Origin of the sequence: Bradyrhizobium sp. AUGA SZCCT0182 (assembly GCF_018130185.1) — a bacterium.
In the GTDB taxonomy this organism is placed as follows: Bacteria; Pseudomonadota; Alphaproteobacteria; order Rhizobiales; family Xanthobacteraceae; genus Bradyrhizobium.
Genome location: NZ_JAFCLY010000027.1, coordinates 58,034 through 75,840, shown reverse-complemented (window position 1 = coordinate 75,840; position 17,807 = coordinate 58,034). Strand labels below are relative to the sequence as shown.

Below are 17,807 nucleotides of genomic sequence, written 5' to 3'. Positions count from 1 at the left end.
CCATGGGTCCCGGTTCTGCACGGCGGCGTTTCGCGCCGCAGTGCGCCCGGGACAAGAGACCACCCCAATGACAAAATCATTCCGCACCCTCGATGACGTCGACGTGAAGGGCAAACGCGTGCTGCTGCGCGTCGACCTCAACGTCCCCACCGACAATGGCCGCGTCACCGACGCCACCCGGCTCGAGCGCGTCGCCCCCACCATCACCGAGATCTCGGGCAAGGGCGGCAAGGTCATCCTGCTGGCGCATTTCGGCAGGCCGAAGGGACGCGACGCCAAGGAGTCGCTGAAGCCCGTCGCGGCGGCGCTGTCGCAGGTCATCAAGAAGCCGGTCGGCTTTGCCGATGACTGCATTGGCGAGGCCGCCGCAAACGCGGTCGCCGCGATGAAGGACGGCGACATCCTCTGCCTGGAAAACACCCGTTTTCACAAAGAGGAAGAAAAGAACGATCCGGCGTTTGTCGCCGAATTGGCAAAGCTCGGCGACGTCTGGGTCAACGACGCGTTCTCGGCGGCGCACCGCGCCCACGCCTCGACCGAAGGTCTCGGCCACAAGCTGCCGGGCTATGCCGGCCGCACCATGCAGGCCGAGCTCGACGCGCTCGGCAAAGCGCTGGAAGCGCCGACCAAGCCCGTCATTGCAATCATCGGCGGCGCCAAAGTCTCGACCAAGATCGATCTTCTGGAAAACCTCGTCAGCAAGGTCGACGCGCTCGTCATCGGCGGCGGCATGGCCAACACCTTCCTGCACGCCCAGGGCATCGGCGTCGGCAAATCGCTGGCGGAAAAGGATCTGGCGGCGACCGCGCTGCGGATCATGGAAAAGGCCGAGGCCGCCAACTGCGCCATCATCCTGCCCGTGGACGCCGTGGTCGCCTATCATTTCGCGGCCAATTCGCCCTCGCATGCCTATGGCCTCGACGCCATTCCGGCCGACGGCATGATCCTCGACGTCGGCCCGCAATCGATTGCGCGGATCCACGCTGCGATCGACGACGCCGCGACGCTGGTCTGGAACGGCCCGCTTGGCGCCTTCGAAATGACGCCGTTCGACCGCGGCACCATGGTATCGGCCAGGCACGCCGCCGAGCGCACCAAGGCCAAGAAGCTGATCTCGGTCGCGGGCGGCGGCGACACTGTCGCTGCCCTGAACCAGGCCGGCGTGGCCGGCGATTTTTCCTATGTTTCGACCGCGGGCGGCGCGTTTCTTGAATGGATGGAGGGGAAACCCTTACCCGGTGTCGAAGTTCTAAAAATTCGCTAGTACCTTCAACTGACAGCAGATGAGCGCTTAGGGCGCTGTAAATACAAGGAGAATTCGGATGGCTCGGATTACGTTGCGTCAACTGCTCGACCACGCGGCGGAGCATGATTACGGCGTGCCGGCCTTCAACATCAACAATATGGAGCAGGCGCTCGCGATCATGGAGGCCGCCTCCAGCCTCGATGCGCCGGTCATCATCCAGGCCTCGCGCGGCGCGCGCTCCTACGCCAACGACATCATGCTCAAGCACATGATGGACGCCGTCACCGAAATCTATCCGCAGATCCCGGTCTGCGTGCACCTCGATCACGGCAATGCTCCCGACACCTGCATGACCGCGATCCAGGCCGGCTTCACCTCGGTCATGATGGACGGTTCGCTGAAGGCCGACGGCAAGAGCCCGGCCGACTGGACCTACAACGTCGGCGTCACCAAGACCGTCACCGACATGGCCCATCTCGGCGGCATCTCGGTGGAAGGCGAGCTCGGCGTGCTCGGCTCGCTCGAAACCGGCATGGGCGACAAGGAAGACGGCCACGGCGCCGAAGGTAAATTGTCGCACGACCAGCTGCTGACCAACCCGGACGAGGCGGTAAAATTCGTCCAGGAGACCAAGGTCGACGCCCTGGCGATCGCGATGGGCACCTCGCACGGCGCCTACAAGTTCACCCGCAAACCCGACGGCGACATCCTCGCCATGAACGTGATCGAGGAGATCCACCGCAAGCTGCCGAACACGCATCTGGTGATGCATGGTTCGTCCTCGGTGCCGCAGGACCTGCAGGAAATCATCAACGCCAACGGCGGCAAGATGAAGCCGACCTGGGGCGTGCCGGTTTCCGAGATCCAGCGCGGCATCAAGCACGGCGTGCGCAAGATCAACATCGACACCGACAACCGGATGGCGATGACCGGGCAGATCCGCAAGGTTTTGAAGGACAATCCGGAAGAGTTCGACCCGCGCAAATATCTCAAGCCGGCGATGGAAGCGATGACCAAGCTGTGCAAGCAGCGGCTGCAGGAATTCAACACCGCGGGCCAAGCCAGCAAGATCAAGAAGGTGCTGACCACGGCCGAAATGGCCAAGCGCTACAGCAAGGGCGAGCTTGACCCGAAGGTTGCCTGACCCCGCGCCATCGCGCCGCGGAGGCTGCCGGCCGCGACGAACGTTTTCTAGGCAATTGCCCGAGAACCGCCTATTTTGGTTTGCAAGGCAGGTGTCTGGAGAACGGATCAATGAATCTCGCTGACCTCAACAAGGTCGCCCTCGCCATGGTCACGCCGGGCAAGGGCGTACTCGCCGCCGACGAGTCCTCAGGTACGATCAAGAAGCGCTTCGACGCCATCAGCGTCGAGTCGACCGAGGAGACGCGCCGCGACTACCGGGAAATGCTGTTTCGCTCGCAGGAGGCGATGAGCAAATACGTCTCGGGCGTCATCCTCTATGACGAAACCATCTGGCAGAATGCCAAGGACGGCACGCCGCTGGTCAAGCTGATCGAACAGTCCGGCGCCATCCCCGGCATCAAGGTGGATGAAGGAACCCAGGGCTTGCCGAACTGCCCCGGCGAATTGATCACGGCTGGGCTCGACAAGCTCGCCGAGCGTCTGAAGAAATATTACGAGCGCGGCGCACGGTTCGCCAAATGGCGGGCGGTGATCGACATCGGCCAGAATATTCCCACCATGACCGCGATCCATGTCAACGCGCATGCGCTCGCCCGTTACGCCGCGTTGTGCCAGCAAGCGCAGATCGTGCCGATCGTCGAGCCGGAAGTGTTGATGGACGGCGATCACGACATCGACCGCTGCTACGAAGTGACCCAGCGCGTCCTGAACAAGACATTCCAGGAATTGCGGATCCAGCGCGTCGCGCTGGAGGGCATGATCCTGAAACCCAACATGGCGATCGCAGGCAAGAAAAGCGCAAAGCCATCGCCCGTTGAAGAGGTCGCGGAGAAGACCATCCGGCTATTGAAGAGCTGCGTTCCGGCGGCCGTTCCCGGCATCGCCTTCCTCTCCGGCGGACAATCCGACGAGGATGCGACCGCGCATCTCAATGCCATGAACCGGATCGGTGGTTTACCCTGGCGGCTGACCTTCTCCTACGGCCGCGCGCTGCAGGCGGCGCCGCAAAAAGCGTGGTCGGGCAAGGCCGAGAACGTCGCGGCCGGCCAGCGCGCATTCACGCACCGGGCGCGAATGAATGCGCTGGCGAGCAAGGGTGAGTGGGAAGCCGGCCTGGAAAAGAAGGTCGCATAGCATTGGCCGCCAAACCCGTTCCGCAGCGCCCGGTGCCGCGCCTCTATCTCGCGACATCAGTCGTGGACGATCCGTCGCAGCTCATCGCCAGCCTCCCCGGCCTGCTCGCCGCCGCCGACGTCGCCGCCGTGCTGCTGCGGCTGCGCGAGATCGACCAGCGCACCATGATCTCGCGCATCAAGGCGCTCGCCGCCCCGGTTCAGGACGGCGGCGCGGCGCTGTTGCTGGATGGCCATGTCGAGCTGGTGGCGCGCGGCGGCGCCGATGGCGCGCATCTGACCGGGTTAGCTTCCATCGAAGACGCCTTCCCGTCCCTCAAGCCCGATCGCATCGCCGGCGTCGGCGGCCTCGCCACGCGGCACGATTCGATGGCCGCGGGCGAAGCGGGCGCGGACTACGTGCTGTTCGGTGAACCCGACGCCAGGGGCGAGCGGCCATCGGCGGAAGCGATCGCCGAGCGCCTGCAATGGTGGGATGAATTGTTCGAACCGCCCTGCGTCGGTTATGCGGCCTCACGCGAGGAGGCCTGCGAATTTGCCGCCGCAGGTGCGGATTTCGTGCTTGTCGGCGATTTCATCTGGGCCGATCCGCGCGGGCCCGAGGCGGCGCTGATCGATATCGAGCAGGCGATCACGCAAGCGCACGCCGCCGCGTTTGGAAAAAACAAGAGCACGGACACCACCGAGCAGACGACCGGACGGGGATAGCGCCGGACATGAGACTGCTGCGTCCGATATCGATCCTTGGCTGCTGCCTGATGGCGGCGGCCGGCGCATCGGCGCAGATCTCGCTGACGCCCCCCGCGGCGCAGACGCCCGCGCCTGCCAGCAAGCCGGCCGCGAAGAAAGATGCGCCCAAAGAGACTTCCAAGGATGCTTCCAAGGAGGCCCCGAAGCCGAAGGCGCCCACTGTCGCCAAGAAGCCTGCAGCCACGCCCAAACCGGCCGCGCCGCCCACTCCGGCAGCTTCACCCACGCCCAGCTTTGACGATCCTAATGTCGATCTCGTCTACGGCGCCTATCAGCGTGGCCTCTACAAGACCGCGCTCGATCTGGCGCTGACGCGGGCGCAATATGCCGGCGACGCCAAGGCGATGACGATGATCGGCGAGCTCTACTCCGGCGCCCTCGGCGTCAAGCGCGACTACGCGAAGGCCATCGAGTGGTACCAGCGCGCCGCCGACGCCGGCGACCGCGAGGGCATGTTTGCGCTGGCGATGATGAAGCTTTCCGGCCGCGGCGGCCCGGTCAACCGCGAGCAAGCGGTCAAGCTGCTGGCTTCCGCCGCCAAGCTCGGCAATCCCAAGGCGGCGTATAACCTGGCGCTGCTGTATCTCGACGGCCAGACACTGCCGCAGGATGTGAAACGTTCCGCCGAATTGCTGCGGATCGCGGCCGACGCCGGCAACCCGGAAGCGCAATACGCGCTTGCGACCTTTTACAAGGAAGGCACCGGCGTGCCCAAGGACATCGACAAGGCGGTGCGCCTGCTGCAAGCCGCGTCGCTGGCCGACAATGTCGATGCCGAGGTCGAATACGCGATCGCGCTCTATAACGGCACCGGCACGCCGAAGAACGAGGCAGCCGGGGTCGCGCTGCTCCGCAAGGCGGCCCGGCAGAACAGCCCGATTGCGCAGAACCGCCTCGCCCGCGTGCTGGTCAGTGGACAGGGCGTGGCGGTCGACAAGGTCGAGGCCCTGAAATGGCACATAGTCGCCAAAACCGCAGGCAAGGGCGATCCGATGCTGGACGACGCGCTGGCGGGCCTCAGTCCCGAGGACCGCGCCAAGGCCCAGGAGGCCGCCCGCAAATGGATCGGCAACGACAAGAAATGACGCCTTGACGGCGACACATCGTCAGGGCACCCAGTCCCTCACCCCTCGCTAAACCCTTGGGCGGCATTGGCCGTTTTCCTCCTAACCCATAAGCCCCGCATCATGCTGCATTCAGCCCTTATCAACGTCATGGTGAAAGCCGCGCGCCACGCCGGCCGCAGCCTCAAGCGCGACCTCGGCGAGGTCGAGCATCTGCAGGTGTCGCTGAAGGGGCCTGCGAATTTCGTCACCATGGCCGACAAGCGCGCCGAGGAACTGCTCTATGCGGATCTGACCAAGTCGCGGCCGGGTTACGGCTTCATCGGCGAGGAAGGCGGCACGCGCGAAGGCGCCGACAAGAGCCATACCTGGATCGTCGATCCCCTGGACGGCACGACGAACTTCCTGCACGGCATTCCGCAATTCGCGATCTCGATCGGCCTGCAGCGCGAAGGCACCATCATCGCCGGCGTGATCTACAATCCGGCCAATGACGAGCTCTACATCGCCGAGCGCGGCAAGGGCGCGTTCCTCAACGACCAGCGGCTGCGCGTCGCCGGCCGGCGCCTGCTCGACGAATGCGTGGTCGGCTGCGGCCTGCCGCATATCGGGCGCGGCGATCATGCTCAGTCGCGGCTGGAAATGACCGCGATCCAGGAGCGGGTTGCAGGCCTTCGAAGGTTCGGCGCCGCCTCGCTCGACATGGCCTTCGTCGCCGCCGGCCGCCTCGACGGTTATTGGGAGCGCAATCTGCAGCCATGGGACATGGCGGCCGGACAGATCATGATCCGCGAGGCCGGCGGCGTCGTGTCAGGCATGGCGGGCGACGACGATCCGCTCACGACCGGACACCTGATCTGCGGCAACGAGTTCGTGCACAAAGAGCTGGTGAAGATTCTGAAGCCGCTCTAACGGCGCAGCGATGCGCAAAGGCCGCTGCCACGGCCGCGCCAGGAGCTTGCCGGTGGAGGTGACAAGTCGGTGTGGCGAATAATCGCTACTCAGCAGGCCTCGGCGCCGCCTGCGGCGGCTTCGCTTCCGCCACCACTTCCCGGTCCCCCGCAAAGAACCTTTGCACCACGACGAAGAACACCGGCACCATCAACAGCGCCAGGATCACGACCGCGATCATACCGCCCATCACGCTGGTGCCGAGCGCCTGCTGGCTGGCGCCGCCGGCGCCGGTCGCGATCACCATCGGCAGCACGCCGCAAACGAAGGCGAGACCGGTCATCAGGATCGGGCGGAAACGCAAGGTACAGGCCTCGATCGTCGCTTCGACCAGCGGCTTGCCTTGCGCGCGCAGCTCCTTGGCAAACTCGATGATCAGAATGGCATCTTTCGCAGCCAGTCCGATGATGGTGATCAGGGCGACGGTGAAGTAAACGTCGTTCGGCAGGCCGCGCAACGACGCGGCCAGCACCGAACCGCAGATGCCGAGCGGCACCGTCAGCAGCACAGCGAGCGGAATGGTCCAGCTTTCATAGAGCGCCGCCAGACACAGGAACACCACCAGCGCCGACAGGCCGAGCAGGAACGGCGCCTGCGAGCCCGAGAGCTTTTCCTGCAGCGATTGTCCGGTCCACTCATAGCCGAAGCCGCGCGGCAGCTTGCCCGCGAGCCGCTCCATCTCGGCGATGGCATCGCCCGAGGTAAAGCCGGGCTTCGCTTCGCCGCTGATGCGCACCGCGGGATAGTAGTTGAAGCCGGCGATCTGCGTCGGCCCCTTCGACCATTCGACGGAGGCGAACGAGGACAGCGGCACCAGCTGGCCGCGGCTGTTCTTGACGTTGTAGTTCAGGATGTCGTCGGCATTCATGCGGCTGCCGCGGTCGGCCTGCACGATCACGCGCTGCATCCGGCCCCGGTTCGGGAAGTCGTTGATGTAGTTCGATCCGAGATTGGTCGAGATGGTGTTGTTGATGTCCTCGAAGGTGACGCCGAACGCACCGGCCTTTTCGCGGTCGATCATCAGATTGACCTGCGGCCCCGGCGGCAGGCCTTCGACATAGACCTTTTGCAGCACGCGGCTGGCATTGGCTTCCGCGATCAGCTGCTCGGCGGCGCTGACCAGCGCCGGATAACCCTTCTGGCCGCGGTCCTGCAGGCGGAACGAGAAGCCCGAGGAGTTGCCGAGATTGTCGATCGGCGGCGGCTGCAGCGCGGAAATCCGGGCGTCGCGGATCGACGACAGATCGCGGTTGATGTCGTTGACGATCGAGGCGGCCGAATCCTTCGGCCCGCGTTCCGACCAGTCCTTCAGCGTGATGAAGGCCTGGGCGGTGTTGATGCCCTGGCCGAGGAAGCTGAAGCCGGTGAGGAAGGTGACGTTCTCGACGCCGGAACGCTTCGCCAGATATTGCTCGACCTTCTCGACCGCCGCCTCGGTGCGGGCATAGGACGAGTCAGCCGGTGTCTGCACGTCGGTGGTGATGAAGCCCTGGTCGTCGACCGGGAGGAAGCCGCCGGGCAAGCGAATAAAGGCCCAGCTCAGCCCGACGATCAGCGCCGCATAGATCAGCATCAGGCGGCCGGTTCGCTTCAGCGAATGTCCGACGACGCGCGTATAACCGTCCTTGGTGCCGTCGAGCGCGCGGTTGAACCAGCCGAACACGCCCTTCCTGGCATGGCCGTGGCCGGCCACGACCGGCTTCAGCAAGGTCGCGCACAGCGCCGGCGTCAGCGACATCGCCAGCAGCGCGGAGAACGCGATCGCCGCAACCATCGTTACCGAGAACTGCCGATAGATGACGCCGACCGATCCCGGGAAGAACGCCATCGGCACGAACACCGCGATCAGCACCAGTGTAATGCCGATGATGGCGCCTGTGATCTGCGACATCGCCTTGCGGGTGGCCTCCTTCGGCGGCAGGCCCTCTTCGGCCATGATACGCTCGACGTTCTCGACCACCACGATGGCGTCGTCGACCAGGATGCCGACCGCCAGCACCATGCCGAACATCGTCAACATGTTGATGGAGTAGCCGGCCGCAAGCAGGATCGCGCAGGTGCCGAGCAGCGCCACCGGCACCACGATGGTCGGAATGATGGTGTAGCGGATGTTCTGCAGGAACAGGAACATCACGATGAAGACCAGCACGATGGCTTCGACCAGCGTCATCAGCACCTTCTCGATCGAGGCCTTCACGACAGGTGTGATGTTGTAGGGAATCTCATAGGCGATGTTGGCCGGAAAGAAGCGCGACAGCTCCTTCATCTTGGCTTCGACCGCGCTTGCGGTCGCCAGCGCGTTGCCGGTCGGCGACATCAGCACCGACAGACCCGCCGTCGGTTTGCCGTTAAGCCGCGTGTTGAACTGATAGCTTAATCCGCCGATCTCGATCCGGGCCACGTCGCGCAAACGCACCGTCGAGCCGTCCGCATTGGCACGCAGGATGATCGCGCCGAATTCGTCCGGCGACGAGAGCTGTCCCTTGACCAGCACCAGCGCCGAAATCTTCTGGTCATCCGTGCTCGGCTCGGCGCCGATGCTGCCGGAGGCTACTTGCGCGTTCTGCGCCGTGATCGCCTTGTTGACGTCATCGGCGGTCAGCCCATAGCCGACCAGCTTGGCCGGATCGACCCAGATACGCAGACTGCGTTCGGTGGAATAGAGCGTCGCGCGGCCGACGCCGGGAATGCGCCTGATTTCGCCGAGAACGCTGCGAATCATGAAGTCGCCGAGGCCGACCTCGTCGAGGCTGCCGTCGGTCGAGCGCAGCGTGATGATCTGCAGCACGGCGCTGGAAGCTTCCTCGATCAGGATGCCCTGCTGGATCACCGCGCGCGGCAGCCGCGCCTCGACGCGCTTGATGCGGTTCTGCACCTCCACCGACGCCGTCCCGGTGTCGGTACCCGGCACGAAATTGGCGATGATCTCGACCTGGCCCAGCGAGTCGCTGGTGGATTCAAAGTTCAGGATGCCGTTGGCGCCGTTGAGCTCTTCCTCGATCAGCCGCGTGACGCTGTTGTAGAGGTTTTCCGGCGACGCGCCGGGATAGCTGGTCGATATCGAGATCGAGGGCGGTGCGATGATCGGATACTGCGCGATCGCCAGCAGCGGGATCGAGATCGCGCCGATCAGACAGATGAAAAGCGCGACGACCCAGGCGAAGATCGGCCTGTCGATGAAGAAACTCGGCATGGAATCTACCGTGTCGCTTGCGCGGACGGCCTGGCACCGGCGAAATCGGCGGACGCGTCGGCCTCGGTCAGCAGCTGCGGCCGGACCTTATCGCCGGCGGCAAACTTCTGGAAGCCCTCGACGATGACCCTGTCACCGGCCTTCAGGCCCTCGGTGACGAACCACTGGCCGCCCTGCAACGAGCCGGTGCGTACCGGCTGGACGGCGACGAGGTTGTCGCTCTTGACCACGAACACTTCGCTGCCACCGCCGCCATTGCGCTGGATCGCCTGCTGCGGCACCGCGATGGCGTCGGTATCGATGCCCTGCTCGATCAGCACGCGGACGTACATGCCCGGCAGCAATTCGCGCCTCGGATTGGGGAACTCGCCGCGCAACGTCACCTGCCCGGTATGGGCATCGACCTTGGCCTCCGAGAACAGCAATCTGCCGGCAATCGGATAAACCGAGCCGTCGTCCAGCACCAGGCGAACCTTCATGGCGTCAGGCGCGATACGGTCGAGATCGCCGCTCTCCACCGCCCGGCGCAGCTGATTGAGCTCGTTCACCGATTGGGTGAAATCGGCATAGATCGGATCGAGTTGCTGGATGGTCGCAAGGCTCGTGCTTTCGTTCTGCACGACAAGCGCGCCTTCGCTCACCAGCGCGGCGCCGACGACGCCGTCGATCGGAGCGCGGATGGTGGCATAATCAAGATTGAGTTTGGCGCGGGCGACGTCGGCCTTGCGGCCCTCGACGTCCGCAGCCGCCTGACGCTCGGCCGAGATGGCTTTTTCGTTCTCGGCTTCGGGGGCTGCGCGCTGGCTGGTCAGCGTGGCGATACGGCGCGCATGCGATGCGGCCTGATCGAACGTTGCGCTGGCGCGCGCCAGCGCGGCTTCGGTCGACTGCACCTCGACCTCGAACGGCCGCGGATCGATCCTGTAGAGGGCGTCGCCGGCCTTGACCTCGCTGCCCTGGTGGAACAGGCGCTCGACCACGATGCCGGACACGCGCGGGCGCACTTCAGAAACGCGGGTCGGCGCGATACGCCCCGGCAATTCGCGGATGATCGCACGCGACTGCGGCCTCACGGTAACAACACTGACGTCTGGCTCGGAAGAAGGCTGCACAGCAGCCGTTGCAGCGGTTGGCTCTTTGCATCCAGCCAACAGCGGCGCCATCGCAAGGAGCATCAGAGCGATGCATGATTGCGCACGAATTCCAGACATCGAAAATATCGCCCCTTTAGTCGAGTTGAAGCGCAAACAACTGTTTGCGCGATACTGTCGCGAAGACATCGCGTTCTTGTTGAGACAAGGATAGGGTGAGTTTGCTGCGATGCAATGCGCATGCGCGGCGGCCCAATGTCACACGACGCTATCGCACTGAACAAACGGCGATTTTGGCGACTCACCGGATTGTGACAACGTCACGCTTCAGCGCGTCGGAATGGAACGCAACAAGTGTGAGCGGGAACCAGAGCTCAAAACGCGGCATCCCGCGAATTTGCGGAAAACCGGCGCGAATCACCTGCTGCCCGTTAACGAACCGCCTTCATCCGGTAGTGGCTGATGCCCCATTCGCTGCCGTCGGCGTAACCGAACAGGCCTGACGTCGCGAGAAAGAACCAGCGCCAGCGCCGCATCCACAACGCGGTCTCGCCGCCATAGACGGGACGCAACACCGCTTCGATCTCCTCGCGGTGCAGATCGAAATTGGCCAGCCAATCCTGCGCGGTGCGGTGATAATGCAGCCCGCTCCAGCGCCATTCCTTTTCGATTTCGAGCAGATCGGAATATTGCCGGATCAGATGGTGGCTCGGCATCATGCCGCCGGTGAAGAAATGCTGCGCGACCCAGTCCTCGCCATCGGCGCGGTCGAACAGATAGGCGCCCGAGCGATGGGTGAAGATGTGCATGAAGAAGCGACCGTCGGGCTTCAGCCAGGAACGGATCCGCGACATCAATTCGCGCCAGTTCAACAGGTGCTCGAACATCTCGACGGAGACGATGCGGTCGAACTGCATCTGCGGGTCGAACAGATTCATCTCCGAGGTGACCACACGCAGATTCTTCAATCCGCGCTTGCCGGCTTCGCCCTCGATGAATTGGCGCTGCGACGCGGAATTCGATACTGCCGTCACTTCCGAATGCAGGAACTGCCGCGCCATCCACAGCGACAGCGAACCCCAGCCGCAGCCGAATTCGAGAATCGATTGGCCGTCGGCGATATCGGCATGCCCGACGGTCTGACGCAGCGCCTCCTCTTCGGCCTCCTGCAATGTCGTGGCCGGCTCCCGGTAGAAGCACGAGGAATATTTGCGGTGTGGCCCGAGGACAAGCGCGAAGAACGCCGACGGCACCTCGTGATGCTGCGCGGTGGCCTCGTCGCTGTATTCGGCGATGGCGCGCGCGGCCATCTCGTCGGCAAACCAGGCGTCGCTTTCGGCGTTGCCGATGGCGAGCCTTGTTGCGGTGCGCGAACACAGCCGGTGGATCGCGGCGCGGATGATCACGTCAGGCAGCGGCACCCGCTCAGCGGTGCCGATGATCGTGGAAACGAAGCTCATGTGACCACTCCCTTTCTTGAGCACGATCCTTTTTAGAAAACCGGCCTCCACTTTCGGGAATCATCTTGCGGCGACAGCGAGAAGAACGGACGGACACGCAACTGACAGTCGCGATAGCGGTCATCGCGCGGGCGCAGCAGCTGCGGCTCCCGCGACGGAATGCCGGTTACGCGGGCCAAACCGGGCGAAACGGTCCAGATTGTATCCACCCAGCCGGCGTTGCCGGTGCGTGGCTGCACCATCCAGGTGCCCGCCATCCGGACCGGGAGCAAAACGGCCATCGCCGCCAGCACTTCGAGATACAGGGCCGTCATGAAAAATCCCGGTTGGACAAAGAACGTTTCCAAAATACGCTCAAGTCAAAGCCCAGTTTCGGCGTGAAGTTCCCCGTCGTCTGCCTGAAACAGCGCTTTTCCGATCTTTTTTCTCAGCCGCGCTGTGCCATATTGGCCCCCCAAACGCGGCTTTTCGCAACGGAAGACCCCCGCAATGCCCCAAGGCCCCTCCGCCCGCTCCGAAATGGAGATCGAGCTCACCAAATTGTCGTCGCCACAGATTTTTCTGGTGCGGATGCTGGTGTTCCTGGTGCTGTGCGGCCTGGTCATGACCGTGCTCTACAAGCAGATCGTCACCGCGTTCTTCGCCAATCCCGGCCTCAACGCCCTGATCGGCGCGGTGCTTCTGATCGGCATCATCCTTTCGTTCCGGCAGGTGATCCGGCTCTACCCGGAAGTCTCCTGGGTCAACAACTTCCGCATCGCCGACCCCGGCCTCGCCATCGACCGCCGCCCGACGCTTCTGGCGCCGATGGCGGCAATCCTCGGCGGCGAGCGCACCGGGCGGATGTCGATCTCGCAGCAGACCATGCGGCATTTGCTGGATTCGATCGCAACAAGGCTGGACGAAGCCCGCGACATCTCCCGCTACATGACGGGCCTGCTGGTCTTTCTCGGCCTGCTCGGCACCTTCTGGGGCCTGATCGAAACCGTAGGCTCCGTCGGCCAGGTGATCGAGGGGCTGAAGGTCGGTGGTGATTCGGGCTCGCTGTTCGATACCCTGAAGGAGGGTCTGGCGGCGCCGCTCAAGGGCATGGGCATCTCGTTTTCATCCTCGCTGTTCGGCCTCGCCGGATCGCTGATCCTGGGTTTCCTCGACCTGCAATCGAGCCAGGCGCAGAACCGCTTCTATACCGACCTGGAAGACTGGCTCGCCTCGACCGTGCGCGAATATTCAGGCGACGGCACCACCGGCGTTTCCGGCGAGCTGCAGCACGCGATGGAGCGGCTGCGCGCGGTGGTCGAGGAAGGCGGCAGCAGCCGCAGCACCACGGCGGCGATGGCCAACCTCGCCGAAGCCATTCAGGGCCTGGTCGCGCATATGCGCACCGAGCAGCAGATGATCCGCGAATGGGCCGACGGCCAGGGCGAACAGAACCGCGAGATCAAGAAGCTGCTCGAGCGGATCGCGCGCCAACCCGAGAAAAGCTGAGGTATTTAGCCGATGGCCCTCGCACGTGCACGCCGCAACGAATCGGGAATGAACTACTGGCCGGGCTTCGTCGACGCGCTGTCGACGCTTGTGCTGTCGATCGTGTTCCTGCTCTCGGTGTTTCTCGTCGTGCAGTTCTTCCTGTCGCAGGAAGTCACCGGCAAGGACAAGGCGCTGGAGGCGCTCAACGCCAAGATCGCGCAGTTGAACGACCTGCTGTCGCTGGAAAAACTCACCGGATTGAACCTTAGCGACCAGCTCTCGCAGGCGCGCGCCGGATTGACATCGGTGGAAGCGGAGCGCGATCGCATCAAGGGCCTTTATGAGGGGCTCGCCGGCGCCGGCAACGACGCCCAGGGCCGCGCCAACGAACTCAACAAGGCGCTGGATTCCGAGAAGGCGGTGACGTCGCGCGCGCTGGCGCAGATCGAGGTGCTGAACCAGCAGATCAGCGCGCTGCGCCGGCAGCTCGCCGCGCTTGAAGAAGCGCTCGACGCCTCCGAAAAACGCGACAAGGAATCGCAGGGCCGCATTGCCGATCTCGGCCAACGGCTCAACGTGGCGCTGGCGCAGCGGGTGCAGGAACTGACGCGTTACCGTTCCGAGTTCTTCGGGCGGCTGCGTGCGATTCTCGGCAATCGGCCGGATGTCCGGATCGTCGGCGATCGCTTCGTGTTCCAATCCGAAGTGTTCTTCGACACCGGACAGGCCTTGCTGCTGCCCGAAGGCCGCTCCGAGCTCGACAAGCTTGCATCCGCGCTGGTTGATCTCGACAAGCAGATCCCGAGCGAAATCGCCTGGGTGCTGCGGGTCGACGGCCACACCGACGTGCGGCCGATCATGAACAGCCCGGTGTTCAAGTCGAACTGGGAACTATCGTCGGCGCGTGCGATCTCGGTGGTGCAATATCTGGTCTCGCTCGGCGTCCCCGCGCAGCGGCTCGTCGCCGCAGGCTTTGCCGAATTCCAGCCGCTCGACACGGCGCCGACCGAGGAAGCCTACAAACGCAACCGCCGCATCGAGCTGAAGCTGACAGAACGGTAGTCGCGGCAGCCAATCCCGTCATTGCGAGGAGCGCAGCGACGAAGCAATCCATTCTTTCCTTCCGTGGTGAGATGGATTGCTTCGCTGCACTCGCAATGACGGAGTGTAGAGCGCGCTCACCTTAACGGAAGTCAAATCCCCTCGAACTGCAATCTTGCCAGCCTCGCATAGAGCCCGTTCGCGGCAACCAGCGAGGCATGCGTGCCCTGCTCGACGATGCGGCCCTGGTCCATCACCATGATGCGGTCGCAGGACAGAACGGTCGCGAGCCGGTGCGCGATCACGAGCGTGGTGCGGTGGCGCATCAATTCTTCCAGCGCGGTCTGCACCAGGGTCTCGCTTTCGGCATCGAGCGCGGAGGTTGCTTCATCGAGCAGCAACAGCGGGGCGTCGCGCAGGATGGCTCGGGCAATGGCGATGCGCTGGCGCTGGCCACCCGACAGCGTCACGCCGCGCTCGCCAAGCTGCGCCTCGAAACCCTCAGGCAGGCGGCGAATGAATTCGGTGGCATGCGCCTGATCGGCCGCGCGTTCGACCTCGGCATCGCTGGCATCAGGCCGGCCGAAGCGGATGTTTTCACGGGCGCTTGCCGCGAACACCACCGAGTCCTGCGGCACCAGCGCGATGCGCGCGCGCACTTCGCGTGGATCGGCCGATTTGATCGGCACGGCGTCGACCGAAATCGTTCCGCTGGCGGGATCGTAGAACCGCAGCAGCAGATGAAACAGCGTGCTCTTGCCGGCGCCTGACGGGCCGACGATCGCGACCTTCTCTCCGGCCCGTACCGACAGCGAGACGCTGTCGATCGCCCGTACATCCGGGCGCGTTGGGTAGTTGAAGCTGACATTTTCAAAGCTGACATCGCCGCGCGCCGGCGACGGCAGGGCGACCGGCGAGGCCGGCGCCGTGATCTGCGGCTTGACGCGCAGGATCTCGAACAACCGTTCGGCGGCGCCCGAGGCGGCCGAGACTTCACCCCAGACCTCGCTGAGCTGGCCGAGGCCCGTCGCGGCGAACGCCGCATACAGCACGAACTGGCCGAGCCGGCCCGGGCTGATCGAACCGGTCAGCACGTCGTGCGAGCCGACCCAAAGGATCACCACGACGCTGGAAAACACGATGAAGATGATGATCAAGGTCAGCACCGCGCGCGCCCGCGTCGAACTGCGCGCGGCGTCATAGGCTTGTTCGACCTCGCGGCCGAAGCGCGTCGCGGCCAGCCGCTCGCTGGTATAGGCCTGCACGGTTCGGATAGCGCCGACCAGCTCGGAGGCATAGGCGCTGGCGTCGGCCAGCGTATCCTGCGCGTTGCGAGACAGCCGCCGCACCCAGCGTCCGAACGCGACCAGCGGAATCACGATCACCGGAATTGCCAGCAGCACGAACAGCGAAAGCTTCGGGCTTGTGATCACCATCATGGTGGTGGCGCCGATGAACAGCATCAGATTGCGCAGCGCGATCGACACCGACGCGCCCACCGCCGACTTGATCTGGGTGGTGTCAGCCGTGAGCCGCGACACCAGTTCGCCGCTGCGGGCGGAATCGAAGAACGAAGGCGACAGCGAGATCAGATGCGCGAACACGTCGCGCCGCAGGTCCGCAACGATGCGCTCGCCGATCGTCATGACCAGATAGAACCGCGATGCGCTGGCGCAGGCCAGCACCGCAACGACCGCGATCATCACGCTGAAGTAGCTGTTGATCATCGCGATGCCTTCGGGGCTGAAGCCGAAGTCGATCATGCGCCGCACCGCAATCGGCACCACCAGGGTCGTCACCGCCGCGACGGTCAGCGAGATGAACGCCAATATCGCCCGCCCGCGATAGCGCGCGACGTAGGGCGCCAGCGCCAGCAGGGGGCGCAGTTTTGCGCCGGTTTTGGCCGGCGACTGCGTGAGCTGGGTTTCGATGAAGGCCTCTTCCTCGAGCAGCGCGTCGCGCCGCGGCGGCAGGCCGCCGGGTGGGTCTTCAAGCTGTTCGGCTGCGCTCATGAAAAGGGACCAGTTTCGATGCCCCCAGATAGGCCCCGGGAGCGGCGCTGGCAAATGCGGCAGATCGGCCAATCAGACGGCCCTAGCAGCTTGTTTTGGCGGCCTTGTTGCGTTATAGACCCGCCCAAATCCCGTACCCCTGACATTTCGAGACGGGCGCAGGCGCGCCGAAGGATATGCCATGAAAGCCGAAATTCACCCGAATTATCATACGATTACGGTCGTTATGACCGACGGTACGGAGTATCAGACCCGTTCCACCTGGGGCAAGGAAGGCGACAAGCTGAACCTCGACATCGACTCCAAGTCGCATCCCGCCTGGACCGGCGGCACCCAGCAGATGCTCGACCGCGGCGGCCGCGTGTCGCGCTTCCAGAAGAAGTTTTCGGGCTTCCTCAAGAAGGACTGAGGGATTTTCGACCCCTCGCCATTCGGCCCAGGAATGCAAAACGCCCCGGTTTCCCGGGGCGTTTTTTTATGGACCAAGACTTTTTATGGACCAAGACGGTGGCGGAATTACCGCTCGAAGGCCGCCTTCAGGCGATTGAGCTGCGGCACCAGCGGATTGCCGATCGGGGCGCGTTCGGCCGCCGGCGCATGGATCGAAGTGTCGAGCCGCCGCACCCGCGACTGCAGGTTCATCGAACGCTCGATCAGGTGCTGCAATTGCTGCGGCAGTTTGGCGATCATGTCTTCGGGACCGGGATCGGCGGCGGAGAGCTTGACCTTGGTCTTTTCGCGGTTGGCCTGGGTCAGCGTCATCTCGCCTTCCTTGACCGCGCGATGCAGCAGCAGCCAGGAGGCGAGCTGCATCAGGCGGGTGGTCAGCCGCATGCTTTCGGTCGCATAGGTGAGACTGACGGAGCGTTCGAGCGCCTTGGCCTCGGCGCGGCCGTCACCGTCGAGATAGGCGGCGGTCTCCTCGACCAGATCCATGCCCTCGCGGAACAAGGTTCCGAATGCCGCCGAATTAGTCAGCCGCTCGCTGAATTGAACGAGCGCGGAATCGCTGTGCAGCCGGTCCGCCATAGTTAACGCCCTCACGCCACTGATACGCTGCCGGCTTTTCAAACCGCCGACTTATGATGAACAAATCATTGCGCTTGCGAGGGCGAGAGTCCAGCCGCAACCGGAAATATGGTTTCCAGCCTGCGGAGACAAAAAAGAGCCGCCGTTTCCGGCGGCTTTTGAAGTTGATAACAGGGAGGCGTCAAACAGAGTGGACAGGAGCCACTCGGTGTCCAAACGAG

At 64.1% G+C, this 17,807-nt stretch carries 15 protein-coding genes; 9 read left to right on the top strand and 6 right to left on the bottom strand.

Going from position 1 to position 17,807, the window contains the following annotated elements; all coding sequences use genetic code 11:
- The first annotated feature begins 67 nt into the window (after positions 1-67).
- The 6 genes from JQ611_RS25905 (at position 68) to JQ611_RS25880 (ending at position 6,251) form a co-directional block, all read left to right on the top strand.
- Entirely contained in the window at positions 68-1,264 is a 1,197-nt protein-coding gene (locus tag JQ611_RS25905) for a phosphoglycerate kinase (RefSeq protein WP_212466983.1), read from the top strand.
- Between the two features lie 58 nt (positions 1,265-1,322).
- On the top strand, positions 1,323-2,390 hold the full coding sequence (gene fba / locus JQ611_RS25900; RefSeq protein ID WP_212032941.1) for a class II fructose-bisphosphate aldolase: 1,068 nt from the start codon (positions 1,323-1,325) through the stop codon (positions 2,388-2,390).
- A 110-nt stretch (positions 2,391-2,500) separates the two neighbouring features.
- Positions 2,501-3,526: a class I fructose-bisphosphate aldolase gene (locus JQ611_RS25895; RefSeq protein ID WP_212466982.1), complete on the top strand. Its 1,026-nt coding sequence runs from the start codon at positions 2,501-2,503 to the stop codon at positions 3,524-3,526.
- Between the two features lie 2 nt (positions 3,527-3,528).
- Positions 3,529-4,233, top strand: a complete 705-nt coding sequence (locus JQ611_RS25890; protein WP_212466981.1) for a thiamine phosphate synthase — start codon at positions 3,529-3,531, stop codon at positions 4,231-4,233.
- Between the two features lie 8 nt (positions 4,234-4,241).
- Positions 4,242-5,360, top strand: coding sequence for a tetratricopeptide repeat protein (locus JQ611_RS25885; protein ID WP_212466980.1), 1,119 nt, complete (start codon positions 4,242-4,244; stop codon positions 5,358-5,360).
- Positions 5,361-5,462: 102 nt separating this feature from the next.
- A complete protein-coding gene (locus JQ611_RS25880; RefSeq protein ID WP_212466979.1) occupies positions 5,463-6,251 on the top strand; it encodes an inositol monophosphatase family protein in 789 nt (262 codons plus the stop codon).
- 85 nt (positions 6,252-6,336) lie between these two features.
- On the opposite strand, the gene JQ611_RS25875 is transcribed toward JQ611_RS25880, so the two are convergent.
- The 4 genes from JQ611_RS25875 to JQ611_RS25860 all read right to left on the bottom strand — a co-directional run bounded on the left by JQ611_RS25875 (position 6,337) and on the right by JQ611_RS25860 (position 12,348).
- The gene (locus JQ611_RS25875) at positions 6,337-9,483 is read right to left on the bottom strand and encodes a multidrug efflux RND transporter permease subunit (RefSeq protein ID WP_212466978.1); all 3,147 of its coding nucleotides are present in this window, start codon (positions 9,481-9,483) and stop codon (positions 6,337-6,339) included.
- 5 nt (positions 9,484-9,488) lie between these two features.
- Positions 9,489-10,694, bottom strand: a complete 1,206-nt coding sequence (locus JQ611_RS25870) for an efflux RND transporter periplasmic adaptor subunit (RefSeq protein WP_212265538.1) — start codon at positions 10,692-10,694, stop codon at positions 9,489-9,491.
- A gap of 311 nt (positions 10,695-11,005) precedes the next feature.
- Positions 11,006-12,034, bottom strand: a complete 1,029-nt coding sequence (locus tag JQ611_RS25865) for a cyclopropane-fatty-acyl-phospholipid synthase family protein (RefSeq protein WP_212466977.1) — start codon at positions 12,032-12,034, stop codon at positions 11,006-11,008.
- A gap of 32 nt (positions 12,035-12,066) precedes the next feature.
- Positions 12,067-12,348 carry a hypothetical protein gene (locus JQ611_RS25860; RefSeq protein WP_212466976.1) on the bottom strand — a complete coding sequence of 94 codons (282 nt, stop codon included), beginning with the start codon at positions 12,346-12,348 and terminating at the stop codon, positions 12,067-12,069.
- A gap of 175 nt (positions 12,349-12,523) precedes the next feature.
- Between JQ611_RS25860 and JQ611_RS25855 the strand changes: the two genes are divergently transcribed.
- Together JQ611_RS25855 and JQ611_RS25850 are read left to right on the top strand one after the other, a co-directional pair.
- The gene (locus tag JQ611_RS25855) at positions 12,524-13,522 is read left to right on the top strand and encodes a flagellar motor protein MotA (RefSeq protein ID WP_212213250.1); all 999 of its coding nucleotides are present in this window, start codon (positions 12,524-12,526) and stop codon (positions 13,520-13,522) included.
- A 12-nt stretch (positions 13,523-13,534) separates the two neighbouring features.
- The gene (locus JQ611_RS25850) at positions 13,535-14,566 is read left to right on the top strand and encodes a peptidoglycan -binding protein (protein WP_212265535.1); all 1,032 of its coding nucleotides are present in this window, start codon (positions 13,535-13,537) and stop codon (positions 14,564-14,566) included.
- A gap of 131 nt (positions 14,567-14,697) precedes the next feature.
- On the opposite strand, the gene JQ611_RS25845 is transcribed toward JQ611_RS25850, so the two are convergent.
- A complete protein-coding gene (locus JQ611_RS25845) occupies positions 14,698-16,557 on the bottom strand; it encodes an ABC transporter ATP-binding protein/permease (RefSeq protein WP_212466975.1) in 1,860 nt (619 codons plus the stop codon).
- Positions 16,558-16,738: 181 nt separating this feature from the next.
- Here JQ611_RS25845 and rpmE point away from each other — a divergent pair, with 181 nt between their 5' ends.
- Entirely contained in the window at positions 16,739-16,966 is a 228-nt protein-coding gene (gene rpmE, locus JQ611_RS25840) for a 50S ribosomal protein L31 (RefSeq protein WP_192736886.1), read from the top strand.
- Positions 16,967-17,073: 107 nt separating this feature from the next.
- On the opposite strand, the gene JQ611_RS25835 is transcribed toward rpmE, so the two are convergent.
- Positions 17,074-17,586 (bottom strand): DUF1465 family protein, encoded by a 513-nt coding sequence (locus tag JQ611_RS25835; protein ID WP_212466974.1) that lies wholly within the window; start codon positions 17,584-17,586, stop codon positions 17,074-17,076.
- Positions 17,587-17,807: the final 221 nt, after the last annotated feature.

Excerpts from the sequence above, each read along its gene's own strand:
- JQ611_RS25905 (WP_212466983.1), top strand. The coding sequence starts at position 68 with ATGACAAAATCATTCCGCACCCTCGATGACGTCGACGTGAAGGGCAAA.
- fba (WP_212032941.1), top strand. The coding sequence starts at position 1,323 with ATGGCTCGGATTACGTTGCGTCAACTGCTCGACCACGCGGCGGAGCAT.
- JQ611_RS25895 (WP_212466982.1), top strand. The coding sequence starts at position 2,501 with ATGAATCTCGCTGACCTCAACAAGGTCGCCCTCGCCATGGTCACGCCG.
- JQ611_RS25885 (WP_212466980.1), top strand. The coding sequence starts at position 4,242 with ATGAGACTGCTGCGTCCGATATCGATCCTTGGCTGCTGCCTGATGGCG.
- JQ611_RS25880 (WP_212466979.1), top strand. The coding sequence starts at position 5,463 with ATGCTGCATTCAGCCCTTATCAACGTCATGGTGAAAGCCGCGCGCCAC.
- JQ611_RS25875 (WP_212466978.1), bottom strand. The coding sequence starts at position 9,483 with ATGCCGAGTTTCTTCATCGACAGGCCGATCTTCGCCTGGGTCGTCGCG.
- JQ611_RS25870 (WP_212265538.1), bottom strand. The coding sequence starts at position 10,694 with ATGTCTGGAATTCGTGCGCAATCATGCATCGCTCTGATGCTCCTTGCG.
- JQ611_RS25865 (WP_212466977.1), bottom strand. The coding sequence starts at position 12,034 with ATGAGCTTCGTTTCCACGATCATCGGCACCGCTGAGCGGGTGCCGCTG.
- JQ611_RS25860 (WP_212466976.1), bottom strand. The coding sequence starts at position 12,348 with ATGACGGCCCTGTATCTCGAAGTGCTGGCGGCGATGGCCGTTTTGCTC.
- JQ611_RS25855 (WP_212213250.1), top strand. The coding sequence starts at position 12,524 with ATGCCCCAAGGCCCCTCCGCCCGCTCCGAAATGGAGATCGAGCTCACC.
- JQ611_RS25850 (WP_212265535.1), top strand. The coding sequence starts at position 13,535 with ATGGCCCTCGCACGTGCACGCCGCAACGAATCGGGAATGAACTACTGG.
- JQ611_RS25845 (WP_212466975.1), bottom strand. The coding sequence starts at position 16,557 with ATGAGCGCAGCCGAACAGCTTGAAGACCCACCCGGCGGCCTGCCGCCG.
- rpmE (WP_192736886.1), top strand. The coding sequence starts at position 16,739 with ATGAAAGCCGAAATTCACCCGAATTATCATACGATTACGGTCGTTATG.
- JQ611_RS25835 (WP_212466974.1), bottom strand. The coding sequence starts at position 17,586 with ATGGCGGACCGGCTGCACAGCGATTCCGCGCTCGTTCAATTCAGCGAG.